At 53.2% G+C, this 3,454-nt stretch carries 3 protein-coding genes; 2 read left to right on the top strand and 1 reads right to left on the bottom strand.

The genetic code is table 11. From position 1 onward, the window contains the following. Positions 1–188, top strand: a 188-nt coding sequence (locus WCG50_RS18375) for a hypothetical protein (protein ID WP_336901044.1), incomplete at its 5' end; no start/stop codon positions are given. 266 nt (positions 189–454) lie between these two features. Here WCG50_RS18375 and WCG50_RS18370 read toward each other — a convergent pair. Further along, positions 455–3,220: an EAL domain-containing protein gene (locus WCG50_RS18370; protein WP_336901045.1), complete on the bottom strand. Its 2,766-nt coding sequence runs from the start codon at positions 3,218–3,220 to the stop codon at positions 455–457. Here WCG50_RS18370 and WCG50_RS18365 point away from each other — a divergent pair. Next, positions 3,196–3,454 (top strand): hypothetical protein (locus tag WCG50_RS18365; RefSeq protein ID WP_336901046.1); only part of this gene is annotated, 259 nt, incomplete at its 3' end. The two genes, WCG50_RS18370 and WCG50_RS18365, sit on opposite strands and share 25 nt — an antisense overlap.

Raw genomic sequence — 3,454 nt, 5'->3', positions numbered from 1 at the left:
AAGTTAGTGGCAATATTACTACTTGTTGGTGGCAGTATTACTACACTTCACGCCAACGCGGGTCCAATTTCATCGATTTTCAATCCCCGATTCTAGGTAGCAGTCATACGCAGGGCCGAATTCAATTTCTCTTTGTGGCGGTCGGCACGGCCGCGGTTGCTGCCGTTCACGAGCAACACGAAAACTGAGCTGTTTTATCCAAAGTCTTTGCCGGTGCTTGTCCAATTCCATTGTTTCTCGATCACCAAACCTAGGCGATCACTCGACCTGATCGCTTGAGTTCTCGGTCAGGTTCCCAAAAAAACTTTGGTGACGGCGTCAATAGGCATTCAGGAACTCCCAGAAATCAGCACCCAAAATAGCGATTGTTGGAAGATTTGGTGCACGAAAATTTTTCAAAAGGTGGCCATTCATTCGGGTTGTGAGAGATTTTCAGAGGCGACCAAGTCATACTTCACTTGAGAATTTGACCCGGCACCAAGGTCACATTGAGCCAGTCCGGAACAGGCTTCCAGCACTTGATCCAACCCGGCAAATCAACGGCTGGCATCGGGTGCGCAATGCCATAACCTTGCGCCAAGTCGCAGCCGAGTTCCGTGAGCATGAAGCCATGTGCGGCTGTCTCCATTCCTGCAGCAATCACCTTCATTTCGTAGGCGCTGGCCATTTTTAGAGCAGCAATCAATATCAGCAGGCTATCGCTGCTGGAAAGCATGTCACGAATAAAGCCCGCGTCAAACTTAAGATACTTCAACGGCATTTTTTTGAGGGCCGTGAGCGAACTGTGGCCACTGCCAAAGTTGTCAAGTGTGCAATCAATGCCGATTGCCCGCAGTTCTCTAACGATTTGAACTACCTGAGTTGGATCGTCTGTCGCGCAGCCTTCCTGTATTTCAAGCTCCAGACAGCCAGGCTTCAGTTTCGGGTGTTCGGCCAGGGTATCGCGCAGGTCTTGCACAAAGCCGGGATGCCTCAAATGGCGTCTGCCGATGTTGATGCTGACGGCGATGTTCACGCCATATTGTTGCCAGCGTTCGATCTGCCGCAGCGCATTCTCGATCACCCATTGGCCAAGCTCAATCGCTAACGGATGGTCTTCAATCAAAGGCAGGAATTCTGCCGGCCGCAGCAAACCGCGTTGCGGATGCTGCCAGCGAACCAACGCCTCAACACCGATCACGGTCCGTGTGCGCAGGTTCACCTTGGGTTGGTACTCCAGCACGAACTCACCAGCCCGCAGCGCGCATTCAAGCTCTCGCACACTTTCATAACGGGAACGTACCCGCTGGTCCTGCTCGGCGTCAAAAACATGAAAACGGTTCTTTCCCGCCTGCTTTGCCTGGTACATGGCTTGGTCGGCTTGCCGCAGCAATTGTTCAATTGCGAGTTCGCCCGGCTGCGGGTAGAAACTGACCCCCATGCTGGCCGATACCTGCAACTGCGCCTGCGCATATTCAACAGGCTGTGACACGGCGCCCAGCAAACGGTTGAGCATTGGCGCACTGGCGTCGGCATCGGCTAGATCGAGCAGCACAGCAACAAATTCATCGCCACCGAGGCGCGCCAACATGTCGCCAGTGCGAAGGGTTCCCTTCATCCGCTCGGCCAGCGTAACCAGCAGGTGATCACCAGCCTCGTGCCCATGGTTGTCATTGACCGCCTTGAAGCCATCCAGGTCGATGAAAACCACTGCCAGGTGCTGCCCACGCCGCTGCGTCTGCTTCAATGCCTGGTTGATGTGCTCGGTCAGCAAGGCACGGTTGGGCAGTTGGGTCAGGCTGTCGTAGCGGGCCAGGTGCTCAAGTTTTTGTTCGTTGTCCTTGGCTAGCGTGATATCAGAAAACAAGGACACATAGTATTGGGCGTTGCCGTTCTCGTCATGGGTGGTGCTGATCTTTTGCAACTGGACATAAAGATCGCCATTTTTGCGCCGGTTCCAGTTCTCGCCAACCCAACTGCCGTTTTCGCTCAACTCGCGCCACATGTTGTCGTAAAACTGACTTTCATGTCGGCCCGAACTCAGCATGCGGGGAGTGTGGCCCAGCACTTCGTCACGGCTGTATCCGGTGATCAGTGTGAAGGCCTGATTGACCTCAACAATGCGGCCCTCCATAGTGGTAATCATGATGCCTTCGATGGCATGACGGAATACATTGGCAGCGAGACGCAATGTTTCTTCCTGCTTCTTGCGCTCCATGATGTCGGTGTGTGTGCCGATCATGCGCAGCGGCGCACCGCTGGCGTCGCGGGCAACAACCACGCCACGGCTAAGAATCCACCTGTAGCTGCCGTCCTTGCAGCGTAGTCGAAATTCGATCTGACAGGTGTTGCTGGTTCCAGCCAGATACGCTTGATCTCCGGCCAAGACGGCTGCGCGGTCATCGGGATGAATCCGGCTCTCCCATTCCTGGTTGTTCGGAAAGATGTCATCCTCCGCGTAACCGAGCATGGATTTCCATCGTGTCGAATACATCTCTTCGCCAGTTTGAATATTCCGGTCCCAGACACCGTCACCAACACCCTCGATGGCGCTCTTCCATCGAAATTCATTCTCGGCAAGTTCCTGCTGTTGGCGCGTCATATCGGCATGGGCCTGGCGCTCCAGCAGTACTACCAATTCCTGGCGGCGCGCACGCAGCAAGGCCCTGCTGGTCAGTAGCGCGAACAACACGCCACCGCCAATGGCAGCCCACGTGACCTGCTGCAGTTTCAAGTAGCGCTCAACTGCTTGCTGATATTCCTGCCTGGCCACATCAAGCTGAATTTGCATCAGGCGCTCAAGGACAAACTGCAGTTGGTCGTCCAGGTGGTGAATCTTTTCTTGAATCAAACCCTGAACACTGTCGATGTCATTGGCTCTCAGAGCAGACACGGCTGGCAGCAACCCTTCTCGATCAAAATAAGCGTGGTCTTGCTCAAATTTGGCAGCGAGCACGGCTTCTTCCTGGGTCAGGTAGGTAGCCATGTAGGACACCCATATTGTGTTGATCACGGCCGAGGTATTGCTTAGTTCAGCGAGGTTCTCGGCAATTACCTGGGGAGTTGGATTCATCACGCTGGCATCAATTAACAATCGACTGCGTAATAACTGGTGTTGCACAGCACCAAGCAATCCGATGGCGACCGTTCGGTCCACATAAATGGTCTTCAAGGCATCGCTAGATTGCCGAATACCAAGAAGGCCCATACTGCCGATTGTCAGCAGCAGGCCTGATAGCACGCCAACCAACAGGAACAGGCGGGTTGATGATTTCAACGGAATCACTATTTTTTGCCCTCTATTTTCGGAAAAATTCCGAGATGCCGTTGAAAGATAAGAATGTTATTCCGCATTGGATTACCCAAGGTAAATCAGTCACTTCGGACACATCTCATTCAGAGAGTATTTCTGAGGTTTTCAACAGTCAATTCAATGCGAACTATGGATTTCGTGCCTTCGCTTTAGCAATTCAAG

Source organism: Rhodoferax sp., from assembly GCF_037143375.1.
Classification (GTDB): domain Bacteria; phylum Pseudomonadota; class Gammaproteobacteria; order Burkholderiales; family Burkholderiaceae_C; genus Rhodoferax.
This window is presented reverse-complemented; position numbering and strand designations above follow the sequence as displayed.